The sequence below is a fragment of the Erwinia sp. V90_4 genome (assembly GCF_029967685.1).
Taxonomy (GTDB): Bacteria; Pseudomonadota; Gammaproteobacteria; order Enterobacterales; family Enterobacteriaceae; genus Erwinia; species Erwinia aphidicola.
Map to the genome: position 1 here is coordinate 45900 of NZ_JASCAQ010000037.1, position 16633 is coordinate 62532.

Here is a 16633-nt window from a genome sequence, read left to right on the forward strand (position 1 = left end):
CTCATCCCCCGTGCTGATTGCCAGATTGTTCGCCATAACCCCTTGGCAATCAGCCGGGTTGCTGCCAACCTTACAGACAGACACAGCAACCGCGAAGATAATATGACACCTCCTAAAGCACAAAAAATCCCTCATGTGATGTCGCTGCACGGCGATACGCGCACCGATAACTACTACTGGCTGCGCGACGATGAGCGTGAAAACCCGCAGGTGCTGGCGCATCTGCGCGCTGAAAATGATTACTGCAAAGCGGCATTACTGCCGCAGCAGGCGCTACAGGAACAGCTGCTGAAGGAAATTGTCGAGCGCATCCCCCAGCGTGACCACTCAGTGCCCTATGTGAAAAAAGGCTACCGCTATCAGAGCCGCTATGAAGAGGGCAATGAGTACACCCTCTATACCCGCCAGCCTGCTGAGACCACAACCCCGGACGTCTGGGACACGCTGCTGGACGGCAACGAGCGTGCCGCAGACAGCGAGTTCTATACTTTAGGCGGCGTGGCGATCAGCCCGGATAACCAAGTGATGGCGGTGGCGGAAGATTTCCTCTCGCGCCGGGTGTATGGCATCCGCCTGCGCAATTTACGCAGCGGGGAGTGGTATCCGGAGGTGCTGGAAGGCGTGGCTTCCAGCATGACCTGGGCGGCCGACTCGCGCACGCTCTACTATGTGTTGAAAGACAAAAAGACGCTGCTGCCTTATCAGGTCTGGCGCCATACGCTTGGGACGCCGCAGTCTCAGGACCAGCTGGTGTATGAAGAGCTGGACGATACGTTCTACGTCAGCGTTTATAAGACCACCTCTGAGCAGTTTGTGGCTATTGCGCTTGGCAGCAGCACCACCAGTGAGATCCTGCTGCTGGATGCTGAGCAGCCGGATGCGCAGCCGCAGGTTTTCATCCCGCGCCGCAAGGATCACGAATACAGCGTGGATCACTACCAGCAACAGTTCTATATACGTTCCAACCGCGAAGGCAAAAATTTCGGCTTATACCGCAGTGACCGTTTCGATGAGCAGCACTGGCAGACGTTGATTGCTCCGCGTAACAACATTGTGCTGGAGGGTTATGCGCTGTTTCGCGACTGGCTGGTGGTGGAGGAGCGCGAGCGTGGGTTGACCAGCCTGCGGCAGATCAACTGGCAGAGCGGGGAGAGCAGCGCCATTGCTTTCGATGACCCGGCCTACGTCACCTGGATCGGCTACAACCCCAGCCCGGACAGCAGCAAGCTGCGCTATGGCTACTCCTCAATGACCACACCCGATACGCTGTTTGAGCTGGATCTCGACAGCGGCGAGCGCGAAGTGCTGAAGCAGACCGAAGTGAAGGGGTTTGATGCCGGTGAGTACCTCAGCGAGCGTCTGTGGATCAGCGTGCGTGACGGCGTTGAAGTACCGGTTTCGCTGGTTTACCGCAAGGACAGCTTTACGCCAGGCAGCAATCCACTGTTAGTGTACGGCTATGGTTCTTACGGCAGCAGCATGGATGCCGACTTCAGCGCCAGCCGTCTCAGCCTGCTTGACCGTGGTTTTGTCTTTGCCCTGACGCATATTCGCGGCGGTGGCGAGATGGGCCAGCAGTGGTACGACGATGGGCGTCTGCTGAATAAGCTCAACACTTTTCACGACTTTATCGACATCACCAATGCGCTGGTGGAAAAAAGTTATGGCGACCCGGCAAAACTTTACGCCATGGGCGGAAGCGCCGGTGGCCTGCTGATGGGGAGCGTAATCAATAGTGTGCCGGAGCGTTTCCACGGTGTCGTCGCGCAGGTGCCGTTTGTTGACGTCGTCACCACCATGCTGGATGAGACTATCCCGTTGACCACCGGTGAGTATGATGAGTGGGGCAACCCCAACGACGAAAAGTATTACCACTACATCAAACAGTACAGCCCGTATGACAACGTCAGCGCCCAGGCCTATCCGCACCTGCTGGTGACGACCGGGCTGCATGACTCCCAGGTGCAGTACTGGGAACCGGCAAAATGGGTGGCAAAACTGCGCGAGCTGAAGACCGATGACAACCTGCTGTTGCTGGACACCGATATGGATTCCGGCCACGGCGGTAAATCAGGACGTTTTAAAGCGTATGAAGGCGTGGCGCTGGAATATGCGTTTCTTATCGCGCTGGCGACCGGACTGCTGCCCGGTCAGAACGCTTAATCAACCGCGCTCAGCGCCCGCTGCATAGCGCTGCGTAAGTCGGGCTTTAGATCCGTGATATTTTTTAGCATCCATTTTAAATATCCCGGATCTTTCTTCGCGACATCATCCACTTTCTGCCCACGATATTTGCCGAACGGGAAGGTATTTACCGAGCCCTGCACCTGCATTCGGCGCACCATCTCGGCGGCATCCCAGCCGCTAAACGACATAATGCGGATCAATAAAGCGGCAGTGACGTAGCAGTCGTACAGCGCGCGGTGGGCGTGCAGATCGGCAGGTGGCTCGACGTCCAGCTGCAGCGTCTCGCGCAGCGCCTGGTTACTGTATTTGAGGCCGGGCCACAGGCGGCGAGACAGCGTCATGGTGCAGATCCACTCACCGTGCATCTCCGGCAGCATACGGCGGTCAAAGCTGGCGTTATGCGCCACGTAATGGCTGCTGCCGTGATAGCGACCGATAGCCTGTTCGATGGTCGGTTTACCGTGCACCATCGCTGGGGTAATTCTGTGGATCGCCATCGCCTGGTGGCTGATAGGGCGGTCGGGGGAGATCAGGTCGCTCATCGGATTGACGATCTGCCCGTCCACCACATCGACTGATGCCACTTCGACGATGCCACCCTGCAGCCCGCAGGTTTCCGTGTCTATCACGCGTAACATAACTTCTCCCGTTTACAGATTTGACGGGCAGGGTAACGGATGTGCCTCTCCCTGCCAATGGCTGGCGTTGCGCCGGGCAACAATCAGCTGCTCACCCTCGCCGCCGCGCACTACCTGACGACCGCTCTGATCCCAGAAAGCGCTTTTCCCGGCGCAGATATACCCCCCGCTCGGCCACGCATGGTTGGCCATAACGATCGCCATTTTATACTCGCGCGACCAGCGGGCAAGGTACTCGCAATCGGTCTCGTAGCCGTTCTCTGACACCAGCACGCTGGTGGCATAGAGATCGGCACCGCGATGAGCGGCATCACGGGCATACTCCTCCACGCTGATATCGGCGCAGATGGCGATGGCGACATGGTGATGCTGATAGCCAAACAGCGGCAGGGCTTCGCCCCGGGTGAATATCTGCTGCTCCGGGCCAAAGAGATTGCGTTTACTGTAGGCGAGACGGGTGCCGTCCGGCAGGAAGGTCAGTGCCGAAAGGCGCACGTTTTTACCACTTTGCAGCGGCAGGCCGATGCTAATCCCCATCTGATGCTCCTGCGCGGCATCGGCGAAGGCTTGCAGACGCGGATCGTCAGTGCTCATCGCCAGTTTCGCCATCAGCGGCAGCTCATAGCCCGTCAGGGAGAGTTCAGGAAACATCAGCAGATCAACATGGTGTACAGCGGCGTAGCGGACAAATTCGAGGTGGTGCTGAAGGTTCCAGGCTATATCCCCTGGACGTGAACCTGACTGTGCTGCAGCGATAGTCCAACTGGACATAGGTGCTCCCCCGAGACGAGAAAGTAGGTGTCTTATCTCAACCGAAGCGGGAGCAAAACGCAAGCCGCTATTTTTGCTTAGGTTCCCAGGGCAGGCGGGAGAGTGAAAGCGAGGCCTGACGATAATGCATCAGACGCTGGCGAAACCAGTCACGCAGCGCTTCTGGCTGCTCGCGCTCAACCATTTCGGCGATGACCGGCATGTTATAACGCTCTTTAAACGCCACGCCTGCGGCGGCCAGATCAACGTTAACCTTGTCTTTCTCATCCTGCGGCAGCGTGGCCAGATTGTAACTCATAATGTCCTCCCGATGGTTTGTGGCAGAAAGTAATGCAGAAGGCACGGATTAGCAAGTTTCAGCGTGGATTGATAGCTGCTATCACCTCGACACTGCTTTTTAAGCGGAGTATTCTTTCGGCCTCAGGCAGCAAGGCGCTGCGCATTGTTAAGGATAATTGCGATTCATGCGTAACTTCTTCAAGATCTCCGGCTTACTTACTGCCGCTCTTTTTGCCCAGCAGGCTTCTGCTCATGCACATCTTAAAAGTGAATACACCTCGTTAAATCCGGCGGGCAGCCAATATCCCAATGCGCTGACCATCCAGTTTACTGAAAATGTCGAGCCGGCATTTAGCGGCATCGTCGTGACCCATATGGATAACTCGCCGTTGCCGCAGCTAAAGGCGAAACGCGTTCCAGGCCAGCGCGACACGCTGCGCGTGCAGTTCAAGCAGCCGCTGAAAAGGGGTGAGGAGTATAAGGTCAGCTGGCACGTATTGTCAGTAGATGGTCATAAGACAAAAGGGAACTACACCTTTAGCGTGCCGTAATGATCTCACTGGCAGGCGTCTACATCCTGTGCCGTTTTGTGCACTTCAGCGCGCTGATGTCGCTGGCGGGGGCGGGTGCCATGACGGTTATGCTGGCCCCGGAGCACTATCGCCAGCCACTCAGCCAGCGGCTGATGCCGCTGATGCGCGCTGCCAGCTGGCTGACGTTCCTGAGCGCGCTGCTACTGCTGGCCGCGCAGACCGGGCTAATGGGCGATGGCTGGCAGGATATTCTCAATGGGGAAACCTGGCTTGCCGTGCTGCAAACCCGGTTCGGCCTGGTCTGGCAGGGCCAGTTAGCCTGCGCGCTGCTGGGCTGCCTCGCACTTTGGCTGCGCGGCAGTGTGCGCCAGACGGCCCTGTTGCTCATGGCGCTGGCACAGCTCGCCGGCCTGGCGTTTGTCGGGCACGCGGCAATGCTTGAGGGCTGGATGGGCGTGCTGCAGCGCACTAACCAGATGGTGCATCTGATTGCTGCCGCATTCTGGGCGGGAGGACTGGTGCCGGTGGTGCTGCTGATACGCTTAGCACGCCAGGATAAGCCGCAGTATGAAGCGATTCGTACCATGATGCGCTTCTCGCGCTATGGCCATCTGGCGGTTGCGCTGGTGCTGATAAGCGGCATGGTCAACGCGCTGCTGATCCTTGGCTGGCCGCCCGGCAGTTTCCGCCTCTATAGTCAGCTGCTGCTGTTAAAAACCCTGCTGGTGGCGGCGATGATAGCCATCGCCCTGTTTAATCGCTACTGGCTGGTGCCGCGCTTTCAGCGCAGCGGAGAAGGGGCGCAGCAACATTTTATGACCACCACGCTGGCTGAGATAGCGCTGGCGGCGGCGGTCGTGCTGACGGTCAGCGTGTTTGCCACGCTGGAACCGTCATAAGCCCGATGATTATTCACATGGCAGATTAAGTTTTATTGTTTGAGGTATAGAGATGAAAAAGTTGGCACTGTTATTGGTAGCACTGGGCGTTAGCAGCAGCGCAATGGCCGGAATTGAAACCGTCAGCCGCTTTGAGATGGGCAAAGACAACTGGCCGTTTACCCGCGAAGAGATCATGCTGAGCTGCGAAAAGGGCAACGTGCTGTTTGCCATCAATGACGGCACGCTGGTGCAGTATCCGCTCAACGCCGAGGCCGAGGCGAAGGTGAAATCCGGCCAGTCAAAAGGCTTCCCTATCGACAAGATTCTGGCAGACGATCCCACTCATCCCGGCGAGAAGAAAAGCCTGGCGCCTATCATCGCCCGCGCCGAAAAACTCTGTCGCTGATCCTCAGCGCTGGCGCACCCGTCGCGGTTCGCCAGCCTGGATTTCTGAGCGGTTAACTCGTGCCGCGCAGCAAAACCCTCTGGTTATATGCAGCCGGGATCACAGCGCTAACAATCAGTTGCCGGGCTGTTGACAACTGGCTGGAAATCCCCCACTTCTGGTCTACCTTTTAAAGTGCAAGGCGTAACCGCCTGCATAAATGCCAACTTTTAGCGCACGGCTCTGAAAAGAGCCATTTCCCTGGACCGAAGACAGGAATCGTCTTCGGTCTTTTTTTAACGCATTGAAATTTAACAATATAAATAGTCTTTTGCTGCCTTACATGGTGAGTTCCAGATGTTTTCCGTTAGGGAGAACAATAGAAACATTGAGAGTCCCACCGATAGCTTCAACATATCGCTTAAGGGTCGAAACTTTAATCTCTGCGCCACGCTGTTCCATCGCCGCCACTGTCGGCTGTGCGATACCCATAGCTTTACCTACGCCGGTTTGAGACGCTTCTGCCGCCTCTCTCAGCTGGTCTAGTCTTGTAACTATCAATAACTCGTTTGTTCTCTCTATGATGCGCTGCTGGCTTTCTGGAGAGCGTTTAGCCATCAGTTCTTTTAAATTTGCCATCTTATTTCTCCAGACTATCTAGATGTTTTTGATACGTTCTATCGGCTACTTTTATCATATCAGCATAAAACTTAGCCTCATTGACCCCTGTCTTATCACCAGCACACAACGCGATGGCATTTCGTTCAGGGTCAAATGCAAAAAATGCTCTTATGGGGTCGCCTTTATGTTGTACTCGCAACTCTTTCATATTCTTAAATTTAGAGTCACGTACAGTATCAACAAATGGCCGTCCAAGATTTGGCCCTCCGGCCTCAATCAGCCCTAACCCCGCGAGTATATCTTCCTGTAGTTCTTCCGTCTGACTATCAAACCACTTATCAAAGAGGTCCGAAGTATTAACTTCCCACATCCTGTGCTCCTTATAGCCTAAAGGCTATAGAGTTAATATATAGCCCAAGGGCTATGATGTCAATTTACCGTCCAAAGTATTTTTTGGTTTCCACTCTGATAACAGCGTGTCCAGATATGACTTTAATATTTAGACCTCAAAACGATGTTGAAATGAGAAGGGTGCTTAAGCGCTAACAGCCCAACAACAAAGTGGCGGGGATTGCTCCCCGCCGGTTGCCATCACGATTTGGATTCGTAAGCCATAAAGACGGCAACCTCCGTATGGTCGGTTCGGATGCGTACCTCACAGAGGTCTTTCCTGCTGACCAGCACGACTGCAATAGCCGCGATGATAATCAGAGCGGTGACCGTAATCACCCGTTGCTGCTTCATGGTTGCGTCTCCTTGCCTTTCGGCACGCAAGAAGCTAACCTAATGTTGTTGAGCATTAGAGATGGCCTCATTTTGATTAAGAGTCAAAGTGGGGCTTTTCTCTTTCTGCCGTCTGCAACATGCTTAAGGCAGAAAGCCTCAAGCACCCGCCGATAAAATACTCCCGTCTGGCTAATTAATCTCATTCATCAAACAAATTTGCGTAGCGCCTCGTAAATATGGCAGGTAATATTACCTGTGAAATTAACGTAAACAGGTTATTTAATTAACCTTATAAGGTTCGTGCAATGGGAACAGTATTAGGTTTTATGGGATTAATTTTGGGTGCATGGGCGGTACGCAGCATCTGCATGAAGCAGCAAAATAATGTATTGAAAGCCTGTAAAGCGCTCTTCGCGGCAGTTTACTTTCTGGGGGCAGGCGGATTGGGGGGGACGAATGAGAAGATGTTCCCAACGGCGATAGTCATGCTGCTGGTGGGGGCCGCCGTGATGCTCTATTCAAACTGGGCAGCAAAGAAGGGGGCCTAAGTGCTAATAGCCCTAATTTAAAAACAGAAATTGCGTAGCGGCTCATAAACCGGCAGCGAAAAGCGAAATAAAAAACGGGGCCTTATTCAGCCCCGTGACTTATTATTCGCTCTCTTTTTCCGGATGGTTTTGACCCTCTTCCATAAAGTCGCGATCGATTTCGTCGGTATTACCTCTATGGTCGCGGCCTGAAAGCAGATTCCAGCAGGAGATAAACAGCGCGGCGATCAGCGGTCCGATAACAAAACCGTTAATACCGTAAATCTCCATACCACCCAGCGTGGTGATCAGTATCAGGTAGTCGGGCATCTTGGTATCTTTGCCGACCAGCAGCGGGCGCAGAATATTATCAATAAGACCAATCACAACCACGAAGAAGAAGGTCAGGATCACCCCTTTAACGATTGCACCGGTAAAGAAGAAGTACAGGACTACCGGCAGCCAGATAATAGCGGAGCCGACCGCCGGAATAATCGACAGGAAGGCCATCAGTGAGCCCCATAAAATACTGCCCTGAATCCCGGCAAAGAAGAAGGCGATACCGCCAAGCGCACCCTGTACGGCGGCAACCACCACCGTACCTTTTACCGTCGCGCGGGATACGGCGGCAAACTTCACAAACAGATGCTGCTTCACATATTGTGAAAGTGGGATCGCGTCCAGCGCCAGGCTAACCAGGTAAGCACCATCCTTCAGCAGGAAGAACAGCAGGTACAACATGATGCCGAAGCCAACGGTAAAGCTGAAGGTGCTTTTACCGATCATCATCAGGCTACCCGCAAAGAACTGCCCGCCCTTCATCGCCACGCCGGAGAGTTTTTCCTGAATAGCACCGGCGTCGTTCAGATTGTTTTCGGCAAGGAAGTGACGCAGCCAGTCGGGAAGATGGTTGATCACCCCGGCCGCGGCAGAGGTCAGTTCGCTCTGGTTATTTTGGATGCGGTTGTATAACGCATTGAATTCAAGCGCCAGCGATGAGGCGACGATGGCCAGCGGAATGAAGACAATCAGGCAGATAATTAACATTGAAATCAGTGAAGCGAGGCCGTTACGGTCACCCAAATGCTTCCTGATTTTCGTTTTCAGCGGGTGGAAGATAATCGCCAGGATGGCGGCCCACAGAATGGCGGAGAAATAGGGTCCCAGGATGTGTAAAAAAGCGAACGTGGTGATCGCCAGTATGAAGATGAAAAATCCCTTACTTAAGCCCTTAATGATCATTGATTGGTCTCTGTTATTAAAATGCTATCTGGTTACGCGCTAAAAGTAGACCAGCGGCGGGTTTACGGCAATAACGTGCGCAACATAAAACGAAAAGAGTCGTTACGGTCCGGAGCCTGGCCAGCGGTAAACCTTTTGCGCCAGCAGGGAAAAGTCACTCTGAAACAGCGCACCACTTTTCTTCATCCGGTCGCGCAGCTCAGACAATGGTGAAGGACAGTGCTCACGGCTGGCATAAATCACCACATTCCCGCTGGGAGTCGAGCAGTACAGCACGGTGCTGAACAGGGAGGTTAGCGCATCGGAAAAGGCAGAATCCTCATCGGGGGCCGTTTGGTGATTAAGTACCAGCCAACCCTGCGGCTGCAGGGCCTGGGCGCAGTGGCGCAAAAAGGCGCGCGTCGACTGCAGGGGAACCGCTGCGCTGGCGGAGTAAAGATCGGAACAGATAAGCGAGTAGTGGCCTTTCAGCGCGTTGGCGATGAACAGTGCAGCATCGTCTACCTGATAGCGAATATCGTTGCTCAGCGGCAAACAGAAGTAGCTCTTCGCCACGTCAACCACGGCCTGGCGCAGCTCGACCACATCGATAGCTATGGCGGGATTGTGCGCATGCAGCGCGCGCACCAGACAGCCGCCGCCCAGCCCGAGCAGCAGAACCTTATCCAGCGGCGTGAGCGCTGCCGCCATCAGCATCGCGCTGATATATTTATGCACCGGCAGCTCAGGGCGGCTCTTCTGCATCTTGCTTTGCTCAAAGACCCGGTCAAAGCTCATCAGTCGATAAATCTTATTATCGATCACCGAAACTTCTCCCTGCTCATCTTCAACGCTGGCGACCAGCTCTCCACGAATGCGAAACAGCGGGGATGAGTTATAGAGTTGGGCATCTGACATTTTAATCACTCCTTAAATGCACATCTTTCCTGATTATGCCGCCACATCTTCACATTTTTGCGGGTAAATGGGCAACCTTAGTCAAATTCGCACTACAAATGACATCACTGCTTGTAGATCGTCACGCAGCACTTTACGATGTCAGGTGGCCCGGCGCCGCGGATACCCGCAGCGCTGAATACTGGCCGGGAGCCTGTTGCATGAAAAGCGAGAAAGAGATATCCATCGATCAGTTTACCGAAGAAGAGAAAGGGTTGGTGGAGCAGCGGGTGAAAACATTGACGGACAAATTAAGTCATGTTGCCAGTAAGAAAGAGGAAAAAGAGATCCTCAAAGAGGCGAAACGCCTGGTAATGAAAGAGCGCGTGATGCGCGAGAGCAGCAAAGTTGTGCTGGCGAAGAAACCGCGTAAGCCCTCCGCGGCGAAAGAGAGTGAAGTAAAAGAGTTTAACTGGACTGCATCGCTGCGTAAGAATCCGCGTGCGTTAAAATAATTGAATCTCGGGCCGCAAAGGCCCTTGTCACCCCGATCCTGCCTGAGTCAGTCACCCGACCACGATCAGATGTACCATCCGCGCCAACACTTCAATAATCAGCAAACTGCCAATCGTAATTAGCACCAGCGTGAAATAAAACTGCTTACGGTTATTCATGACGCTGGAGTCCCTGTCTGGCTGAAAGGCTATACTTTATCGCAAATTCACTAAACCAGGCGTCAATATGTGCCGATAAGAAAGGTTTAAGCGATGCTTTACCACTATTTAAACGGGGAAAACTGGCGGCATATTTTCATCGTTGGCGATCTGCACGGCTGTCGTGACATGTTGCAGCAGCAGTTAGCTGCTCATCATTTTGATCAACAGCGGGATCTGGTCATCGGCGTAGGTGACTTGATCGACAGAGGTCCCGACAGTGCAGGTTGCCTTGCGCTACTGCATCAGCCGTGGTTTCGCTGCGTACGCGGCAATCATGAACAGATGGCGCTGGATGCGCTGAGCGGGGCGGGCAGTCAGATGTGGCGCCGCAACGGCGGCGACTGGTTTTACTCCATGAAGGGTTTACCGGTGCTGGAAGTTAAACGCAATTTGTTACGTTGTCACGAATTGCCACTGATCCTTCACCTGCAGCTGGCAGAGCGCGTCGCGATTATCGCGCACGCTGACTATCCAGCGGAAGAGTATGCCTGGGGTAAGGAGATCGATACGGAGGCTGTGCTGTGGGGACGCGAGCGCGTTGCAGCAGCGCAGCGCGGTAAAGGGGCAAGGATCCGCGGTGCCGATGATTTCTACTTTGGGCACACGCCGCTCCCGGCGCCGCTGAATGCCTGGAACCAACACTACATCGATACAGGCGCAGTGTTTGGTAATAACCTGACGCTGGTCCAAGTGCAGTAATGATGCGGCCTGATGACAGGCCGCAGGCTGTTACACGCTGAACAGTTTGCCGTCGCGCACCAAATCGCGCGGGTAGTTGTTTTTAATCCGGCTGCCCACCTTTTTGGCAATGCCAATCGCCTGCTGCTGATAGCAGACAATCACCTCGTCAGCAGGCAGGTCGCGTTCAGGATAGATATCGCGCCCGCGATACCACTCTTCCGCTTCGCTGCTGGTCAGTTCGAACGCGTTTGCCGCGTGAGGATCCGCCAGCGCAATCGCGGCTTCATGCTGCCAGCGCCAGCCTTTAGGGAATGTTTCCGCCAGCTTCAGGCCGATACGTGAGAAACGGACGCGCCCAAGCCACGGTTCCATCGCAAGCGGGAACAGCCACAGCTCCTTATCACGCTGCCACAGCGACAGTTCATCGCTCCAGTTCAACCCGGCTTTTGCTGCTGCATCTGCCACGTCCTGCTGCTGCTTGCGGTTAAGCGGGCTGAACGGCGGCTTGCCCACTTTATAGCCTGGAGCGGGCAGGCGCGGCACGCTTTCCAGCTTGCGCAGACGGGCGACGAAGAAGCCTTCGCTGTCAAAAATATGCGGGAAGACGTGCAGAAACCCCTCCGCGGTGGCGGCCTGCTGCGCGCCGCTAAACAGCTGGTCGAGCGGCTCGATTTCAACGGCACCGGGATACTCGGCGAGCAGCCACTCAATGACCTGCTGATTCTCACTGCGGTTTAACGTGCAGGTGGAGTAAACCAGGATACCGCCAGGTTTCAGCGCGTGAAACGCGCTGTTGATCAGCTCCCGCTGGGTGGCGGCGATGTCGGCAGTGCTGGCTTCCGACCAGTTGCGCAGCGCATCGGGATCTTTGCGGACAACCCCTTCACCGGAACAGGGGGCATCCAGCAGCACCGCATCGAAACACTCGGGCAATGCAGGGCCAAATACCCGGCCGTCAAAGTGGGTCATGGCGCTGTTGCTGACGCCGCAGCGGCTGAGGTTAGCGTGCAGCACTTTCACCCGGCTGGCGGAGTATTCGTTGGCGAGGATGGTGCCTTTGTTCGCCATGCGCGCCGCAATCTGGGTGGTTTTAGAGCCCGGTGCGGCAGCGACGTCCATCACGCGTTCCGGCTGGCTACCGTTGGCAAACAGCGCGCTTACCGGCAGCATTGAGCTGGCCTCCTGGATGTAAAACAGCCCGGCAAGGTGCTCTGCCGTACTGCCCAGCGGTAACGCATCCGCATCGTCGCGGCTGATCCAGAAACCCTCTTCGCACCACGGGATCGGCGTGAGCGCCCACTGCCAGGGCGCAACCAGCGCCAGGAAGTCATCAACGCTGATTTTCAGCGTATTAACGCGCAGGCTGCGGCGCAGCGGCTGCTGGCTGATAGCAATAAAGCGATCGAAGTCGTTCGCATCCGGCAGCAGTTGCTGCATCCGATCGAGAAAAGGCTGCGGGAAAAACACGCGGGAAGAGTGAGGCACAGGCAGGATCCACAGGAAAAAATGTGCGCGCAGTTTAGCACAGGGGGGCAGGTAAAAAAATTGGGCAGCGAAGGCTGCCCAATAGGAGGTTACTGCGGTAGGGCGGTTCCCCACTTGCGCCAGTCCTTCGGCTCTTCATCTTCCAACAGGAAGTGTTTACCCGAATTCGCCTGCGGCGCCAGCGGCACCGTTGGCGGCGTGGCAAAGGCAATGCCACCCTGGATAAACTGCTGGAAGGTGCCGGTTTTCACCACGCCGCCAATCAGGCCAAACTTGAGGTTGTAGCCGGAAGCCAGCCAGAACACCGAGTTGTTCCTTACCAGATGTTGATATTTCTTGCTGATGCGCAGAGTGATCTGCACGCGGTCGGCCATCGAGCCGAGAGACGTTCCGGTCACCGTACCCACTTCGATACCGCGGAACAGCACCGGGGTTCCGACCGTTAGAGAACCTCCCTCCGGCGCATCCATCACCACATTCAGGCCATCAAGGTAGCGTGCGTCGGTAATGGTTGATTCCTGCAGTTCGAAGCTGCGCTGAGGGCGCCCTTTACCTGGGTCAACGTTAATGTACGGCTGCAGCAGCGTCTCCAGATGGTTGACCCCCGCCGCCGAGATCTGCGGTGAAACGACCGAGAAGCGCGAGCCGAGACGGGCAAAGTCCTTCACGTATTCAGGGTAGAGCACCGCTTTGGCGATCACCTGATTGTTACCTTCGCCGAGCGCCAGCGACTCCAGCTGACCAATCGTGATGCCAAGGTAGCGGATCGGCAAGCCCGGCGACAGTTTGCTGGCGTCGTAAGTGCGCAGGGTGATCTGGCTACCCACCGCACGCGCGGCGGTTTCGGAATCATACAGCGTGCGTTTGTCCTGGCGGGTCAGGCCCACTCCGGCGCCGGTAAGATTTTCGAAGCTGATCGCCCCTTTCAGCGCGCGGTTAAGCGGCGAAGCCTGCACCGTCAGACCGCTGCCGTTAAGCTGCACGCGCGCCCCGCCTTCAGCCCAGAACACGCTGCTTTGGGTCAGCAGCCGGCGATATTCCGGCTTGATATGCACATTAACGTCGAAGGCATCGGCACGCGGCGTAACGCTGACGATTTCACCGACCTGGAATTTACGGTAAAGCACCACGGAACCGGCCTGGATATCCGGCAGGCTGGTGGCCGTCAGGGTGAGGGTAGTTGGCAAGCGATCGCCGACCACCCCTTCAGCGGCTTTTTCCGCGTTAGCATACAGTGGGTAAGTTTTTTTCACTTCGCCTTTGCTGCCGGGATCGAGGCGAATACCGCCGTCCACCCACTCACGGGCGCTGGCACCCAGCACTTCCATGCCATCAATACCGAGCTTCACGTCGAGACGGCTGTTAATGATGAATTTGCTGTCGCCATGGACGAGGTCGCGATAGTCCGCGGCCACCGCCACGTTGAAGGTGACGCCTTTTTCATTCAGCGTGCGCTTTATCACCTGGCCGATGCGCATGCCGTGCAGCATCAGGGGCTGGCCGGCGTCAATGCCGTAGCTTTCCGGGGCGGTGAGGGTGACCTCCAGCGCATTCGGCTGCTGCAGCAGCGACTCATTGCTTGGCAGCACCACGAAATGGTCCTGCGGCGCGCCGTCGCCGGGGATCAGTTCGAGGGTATTGCCGGTCAGCAAGCTGCTGAGGCTGCTGTCAGTCAGGCTAATTTTCGGGCTGCGCATCTCAATACGCGTACCGCTGCGCATCAGACCGGTGACGGAAGGATCCAGCGTCAGCTCACCGCTGACTTTGCCGTTATCCTGCAGCGTCATTTTGGTCAGTGAACCCACTTCAAGACCCTGATACATCAGCGGCGTGCTGCCTTCCTTGAGGTTTTTACCGTCCGGCAGGTCGAGCAAAATTTTCACGCCGCGCTGGCTCTGCGCCAGGTCAGGATAGAGGTTATAGCTGTCCTCGCTCTTCGCCGGCTGCGATGCCTGCGGTGAATCGAAGGCCACTGCGCCATTGACCAGCGCGGCAAGACTCTCCAGCTGCACTTTAGCTCCACTCAGACCCACATCGGCCTTGACGCCGGAGACATTCCAGAATCGACTCTCTTTTTTCACCAGATTGGTAAAGCGACGCTCAATCAGCACGTCAATCGTGACCCCCTGATTACCGGAGTTGATGCTGTAGTCATACACGCGGCCAACCGGGATTTTGCGGAAGTAAACCAGTGAACCGCTATTCAGCGCGCCGAGGTCAGGGGCGTGAAGGTGGATCATCATTTCGCCGGTATTTAAGCGGTATTTGGGCTGGGTATCGAGCGCGGTGAAGTTTTCACGCGGTTCCCCCTTGTTGCCCGGCATCATGCCGATGTAGTTGCCGCCTACCAGCGCATCCAGACCCGAAACGCCGGCCAGCGAAGCTTTCGGCGTTACCAGCCAGAACTGCGTATCCTCACGCAGTGCGCCTTTCATATCGCTTTTAATGCTGGCCTTGATCTTAATGGTACGCAGGTCGTCGGTCATGCTGATGCCCTGCACCAGCCCGACTTCGACGCCCTGATAGCGTACCGGCGTGCGGCCCGGCACAATGCCGTCCGCGGTGGCGAAATCAATGGTCACCGTGGTGCCGCGCTCCTGGTAATTTGACCAGATAAGCCAGCCGGCAATCAGCAGGGCAATAAAGGGCAGCAGCCAGAATGGCGATATTTTTCGCCGATTTTTGACGCGTGCATTAGTCGGTGTAGTCGGCGTTTCCTGTTGCATGAGCATCCCAAAGTAAACGGCTATCCAGCCACTCAACGGCAAGAATAGTGAGTATGACCGCTGAGCCGAAATAGAAGGCAGCCGGTCCCATAGTAAAAGCTAAAAGCTGGTCGCGATTAACCAGCGACATCGTTAGTGAAATGACGAACAGGTCGAGCATCGACCAGCGCCCCACCCACTGCACCACGCGCAGCAGGCGGATGCGGGTTTTCAGCCCTTGCTCACATTTGAAGTGAATACTGAGCAGCAGGGTCACCAGGACGATAACTTTGGTGAACGGCACCAGAATACTGGCGACGAACACCACGATAGCCACCGGGATATTGCCAGAGGCGAGCGAGAGAATACCAGAAAGAATGGTGTCATCCTGGCGAGAGCCGTTGAGATAGATGACTGAAATCGGCAGCAGATTAGCCGGGATCAGAAAAATAATCGAGGCGATCAGCGCCGCCCAGGACTTCTGCAGGCTGAAATGACGGCGGAAATAGAGCCGCGTGTGGCAGCGCGGGCAGCGGCCACGCTCATCGGCCACGCCGGTATGGTGGCAGCTCAGGCAAACCTGCAGCTGGGCAATCGGCACATTTGGATGAGGCTGCGGATAGAAACGGTGCCACAGCTGTTCAACGTTAAGGTGAATCAGCGTCAGCAGGCTGAGAAGCGTCAGAGAGATAAACGCCACCAGCCCAAGGCCCGGCGTAATGGCGGCATAGTCCTGCACCTTTATTGAGGCAACGGCAACGCCGACCAGGTAGATATCAAGCATCACCCACTCTTTCAGGCGGTCAAGCATCAGCAGCACCGGCCGCAGGTTCATGCCCAGCTTGTCACCGAAATAGAGGTAGCCAATAGAGACGACCAGCGTCAGCGGGGCGCCAATCGTGCAAAATGCCACCATTGAAGCGGCAATGACGTCACCTTCCCTGGTCATCTGCATGATGCCGCCCAGCAGGCTGGCGTAAATGTTGGTGCCGAGCAGCCGGATTGACATCAGCGGCTCATTGAAAGCGAAAGGCATCAGCAGCAGCATCGTCACCGCCATGGCGGTCAGTCGCGTCATCGACCAGTCCCGGCCATTCAGGATGCGCGCATTGCAGCGCGGGCAGTGCGCAGACTGGCTTGATTTAACATCTGGTAAGGAAAAAAGGGTATCGCATTGGGGACATCGCTGATAACGTGCCTGTGGCAGAGCATGACTTATGGCGTGTATTTTCATATTCCCGATCGTGCTTTGGCCCAACAGCGCAGGTGCAGGGCAGGTTAGGCTGATTAACGCCATGAGAGCAGGACTTCAGTATAGCCGTGCTTCAGTATTCGGATAAATCCAAGGTTATATTAACTAACGGAATGAATCACCTTGTC

The 16633-nt window shown here is 55.7% G+C and carries 18 protein-coding genes; 7 read left to right on the forward strand and 11 right to left on the reverse strand.

The genetic code is table 11. From position 1 onward, the window contains the following. The first annotated feature begins 102 nt into the window (after positions 1–102). Complete coding sequence (locus tag QLG07_RS05710; RefSeq protein WP_282468724.1) at positions 103–2163, forward strand: prolyl oligopeptidase family serine peptidase; 2061 nt, start codon at positions 103–105, stop codon at positions 2161–2163. Here the strand turns inward: QLG07_RS05710 and exoX are convergent. The 3 genes from exoX to QLG07_RS05725 all read right to left on the reverse strand — a co-directional run bounded on the left by exoX (position 2160) and on the right by QLG07_RS05725 (position 3894). Next, positions 2160–2825 (reverse strand): exodeoxyribonuclease X, encoded by a 666-nt coding sequence (gene exoX / locus QLG07_RS05715; protein WP_099755032.1) that lies wholly within the window; start codon positions 2823–2825, stop codon positions 2160–2162. The two genes, QLG07_RS05710 and exoX, sit on opposite strands and share 4 nt — an antisense overlap. 12 nt (positions 2826–2837) lie before the next feature. Then, on the reverse strand, positions 2838–3596 hold the full coding sequence (locus QLG07_RS05720; protein WP_048915846.1) for a carbon-nitrogen hydrolase family protein: 759 nt from the start codon (positions 3594–3596) through the stop codon (positions 2838–2840). Between the two features lie 67 nt (positions 3597–3663). Continuing rightward, on the reverse strand, positions 3664–3894 hold the full coding sequence (locus tag QLG07_RS05725; RefSeq protein ID WP_048915847.1) for a DNA polymerase III subunit theta: 231 nt from the start codon (positions 3892–3894) through the stop codon (positions 3664–3666). A 166-nt stretch (positions 3895–4060) separates the two neighbouring features. Here QLG07_RS05725 and copC point away from each other — a divergent pair, with 166 nt between their 5' ends. The 3 genes from copC to QLG07_RS05740 are packed head-to-tail and all read left to right on the forward strand — an operon-like array spanning position 4061 to position 5695. Further along, a complete protein-coding gene (gene copC, locus QLG07_RS05730) occupies positions 4061–4426 on the forward strand; it encodes a copper homeostasis periplasmic binding protein CopC (RefSeq protein WP_048915848.1) in 366 nt (121 codons plus the stop codon). Further along, a complete protein-coding gene (copD, locus tag QLG07_RS05735) occupies positions 4426–5307 on the forward strand; it encodes a copper homeostasis membrane protein CopD (RefSeq protein ID WP_282468725.1) in 882 nt (293 codons plus the stop codon). Before copC ends, copD begins: the two co-directional genes overlap by 1 nt. 52 nt (positions 5308–5359) lie before the next feature. After that, entirely contained in the window at positions 5360–5695 is a 336-nt protein-coding gene (locus QLG07_RS05740; RefSeq protein WP_133623790.1) for a YebY family protein, read from the forward strand. 318 nt (positions 5696–6013) lie between these two features. On the opposite strand, the gene QLG07_RS05745 is transcribed toward QLG07_RS05740, so the two are convergent. The 3 genes from QLG07_RS05745 to QLG07_RS05755 form a co-directional block, all read right to left on the reverse strand. After that, positions 6014–6313, reverse strand: a complete 300-nt coding sequence (locus QLG07_RS05745; RefSeq protein ID WP_048915850.1) for a helix-turn-helix domain-containing protein — start codon at positions 6311–6313, stop codon at positions 6014–6016. 1 nt (position 6314) lies between these two features. Beyond that, the gene (locus QLG07_RS05750; RefSeq protein ID WP_282468726.1) at positions 6315–6665 is read right to left on the reverse strand and encodes a type II toxin-antitoxin system RelE/ParE family toxin; all 351 of its coding nucleotides are present in this window, start codon (positions 6663–6665) and stop codon (positions 6315–6317) included. A gap of 221 nt (positions 6666–6886) precedes the next feature. Continuing rightward, on the reverse strand, positions 6887–7039 hold the full coding sequence (locus tag QLG07_RS05755) for a Hok/Gef family protein (protein ID WP_187498869.1): 153 nt from the start codon (positions 7037–7039) through the stop codon (positions 6887–6889). Positions 7040–7326: 287 nt separating this feature from the next. Here QLG07_RS05755 and QLG07_RS05760 point away from each other — a divergent pair, with 287 nt between their 5' ends. Then, a complete protein-coding gene (locus tag QLG07_RS05760; protein ID WP_282468727.1) occupies positions 7327–7569 on the forward strand; it encodes a hypothetical protein in 243 nt (80 codons plus the stop codon). Positions 7570–7671: 102 nt separating this feature from the next. Here QLG07_RS05760 and QLG07_RS05765 read toward each other — a convergent pair whose 3' ends face one another. Together QLG07_RS05765 and QLG07_RS05770 are read right to left on the reverse strand one after the other, a co-directional pair. Continuing rightward, positions 7672–8790, reverse strand: a complete 1119-nt coding sequence (locus QLG07_RS05765) for an AI-2E family transporter (RefSeq protein WP_048915854.1) — start codon at positions 8788–8790, stop codon at positions 7672–7674. 102 nt (positions 8791–8892) lie between these two features. Further along, positions 8893–9687, reverse strand: a complete 795-nt coding sequence (locus tag QLG07_RS05770) for a spermidine synthase (protein ID WP_282468728.1) — start codon at positions 9685–9687, stop codon at positions 8893–8895. A 200-nt stretch (positions 9688–9887) separates the two neighbouring features. Between QLG07_RS05770 and QLG07_RS05775 the strand changes: the two genes are divergently transcribed. Next, positions 9888–10181: a hypothetical protein gene (locus QLG07_RS05775; RefSeq protein WP_048915856.1), complete on the forward strand. Its 294-nt coding sequence runs from the start codon at positions 9888–9890 to the stop codon at positions 10179–10181. A 252-nt stretch (positions 10182–10433) separates the two neighbouring features. Beyond that, positions 10434–11081, forward strand: a complete 648-nt coding sequence (locus QLG07_RS05780; protein WP_282468729.1) for a metallophosphoesterase — start codon at positions 10434–10436, stop codon at positions 11079–11081. A gap of 30 nt (positions 11082–11111) precedes the next feature. Here QLG07_RS05780 and rsmF read toward each other — a convergent pair whose 3' ends face one another. From rsmF to yebS, 3 genes are all read right to left on the reverse strand, one after another. Further along, positions 11112–12548, reverse strand: a complete 1437-nt coding sequence (gene rsmF, locus QLG07_RS05785; RefSeq protein ID WP_282468730.1) for a 16S rRNA (cytosine(1407)-C(5))-methyltransferase RsmF — start codon at positions 12546–12548, stop codon at positions 11112–11114. A gap of 89 nt (positions 12549–12637) precedes the next feature. After that, entirely contained in the window at positions 12638–15274 is a 2637-nt protein-coding gene (locus QLG07_RS05790) for a PqiB family protein (RefSeq protein ID WP_282468731.1), read from the reverse strand. Further along, a complete protein-coding gene (gene yebS / locus QLG07_RS05795) occupies positions 15243–16487 on the reverse strand; it encodes a membrane integrity lipid transport subunit YebS (RefSeq protein WP_048915893.1) in 1245 nt (414 codons plus the stop codon). The genes QLG07_RS05790 and yebS overlap by 32 nt, the downstream gene beginning before the upstream one ends. Between the last annotated feature and the right edge of the window lie 146 nt (positions 16488–16633).